The 1,389-nt window shown below is 72.0% G+C and carries 1 protein-coding gene and 1 pseudogene; both read right to left on the bottom strand.

From position 1 onward, the window contains the following. Positions 1–127 precede the first annotated feature (127 nt). Positions 128–1,144, bottom strand: a complete 1,017-nt coding sequence (locus KME75_RS41570; protein WP_219420473.1) for a transposase — start codon at positions 1,142–1,144, stop codon at positions 128–130. Positions 1,145–1,191: 47 nt separating this feature from the next. Beyond that, positions 1,192–1,380, bottom strand: a pseudogene (locus tag KME75_RS47390) (transposase domain-containing protein); the annotation flags it as partial. Positions 1,381–1,389: the final 9 nt, after the last annotated feature.

Raw genomic sequence — 1,389 nt, 5'->3', positions numbered from 1 at the left:
GGGTTGATCTTTGCGGGCGGGGAAGTCGCCGGCCTTCTTCGTGGCCCGCGGGCTGGCCCGGTCGGGGCGGTCACGGACGAAGGTATGCGGGTCGAGGATCTTGAGCAGGAAGACGGCCAGGGCCAGGTCACGCTCGTGAGGGGGGAAAACCCGCCGTGACCGAGTCGGTCGCGGCGGCGAGGGCCTGCGGGAAGCTGATCTTCTCGGGTGGGATGCCGGTGGCGTCGACGGCGGCCCCGATCAGGGTGTGGATGGCCTGGTAGACCGCGAACAGCGCCCACATCTCTTGGGCCACCCCTTCGGGGTCCTTGCTGCGCAGCACCGGCATGCCCGCGCCCATGTCGGTCTTGTGGTCGCCGATCACGGTCTCGGCGCCCCAGCGCATTGGGCCCCAGCGCATTGGGTAGGTGCACGCGAGGTCCAGCGCGGGATCGGCCTCGACGTCGAGCAGGTCGGTGACCAGGGCGAACACCTCCGATGGCTGCTCGAGGCCGTCGGGGCCGCTGCTGTGCACTGTGTACTCGATGACCCGCACCGTGATCGGCGGGCCGTCGGCCTTGCGCGCGGGATGGAGCAGGGCGAGGTAGCTGCCGTCGGCGAGCACCTCGATGGGGGTCAGCCGAAACGACGCCGAGGCCCGCCACAGGATGTGCGCGCCGGTCGCGAGCACGTCGCGGGCCAAGGTGTGGGACAAGAAGTTGCGGTCGGCCAGCACCAGCATCCCGGCCCCGAACGCGGGCAGCAGGTCACGGGCCAGGGTCTGCTCGCCCACGGTGTAGGGGCCGAACGTGGCACCGACCAGTGCTCCGGTGCCCGATTCCGCGGCCGCGACCCAGCGGAGCTGCGGGAACGCCCCGGCCCGGGTCGCGTTCGCCGGCCGGCCGAAGTGGGCGGCGTTCTCCGGAGTGTCGGGGATGTCGCTGCTGGACCCGTCCATCGAGACCACCCGCAGCCCGCAGCAGAACACCCCGGCGGCGTCGGCGGCGCTATCGTCGGCCGGGCCGACCGGACCGGCGACCTCGTCGAACAGCATGTGCAACGGATCGGCCCCCAACCGGGCCCGGGCCCGCGCCAGCGAGGAAATGTTCGGCGGGCGCCACCGCCGCCCCGCGCCGGCGTCGACCCACCCGTCGGGATCGAGCACCCCGTCGAGGAGCTGCTGGCCCCCACGGCGGTGATACAGCGGTGATACAGCGCGTCGACCAGCTTGCTCAGCACCCGCCCATAGCCGCAGTTACGGCCCCGGAACAGCCACAACGCCAGCACGAAGTACACCGTCAGCCGCGCCGGCAACAGCCGCCGCCGCAGCTCGCGGGTATCCGTCGTGGCCACCACCCGGTCCACCAACTCCGGCGGGAACGCCTTCGTCAGCGACCCCACCGACACTCG

This window comes from Pseudonocardia nigra (assembly GCF_019396355.1).
GTDB lineage: Bacteria > Actinomycetota > Actinomycetes > Mycobacteriales > Pseudonocardiaceae > Pseudonocardia > Pseudonocardia nigra.
This window is presented reverse-complemented; position numbering and strand designations above follow the sequence as displayed.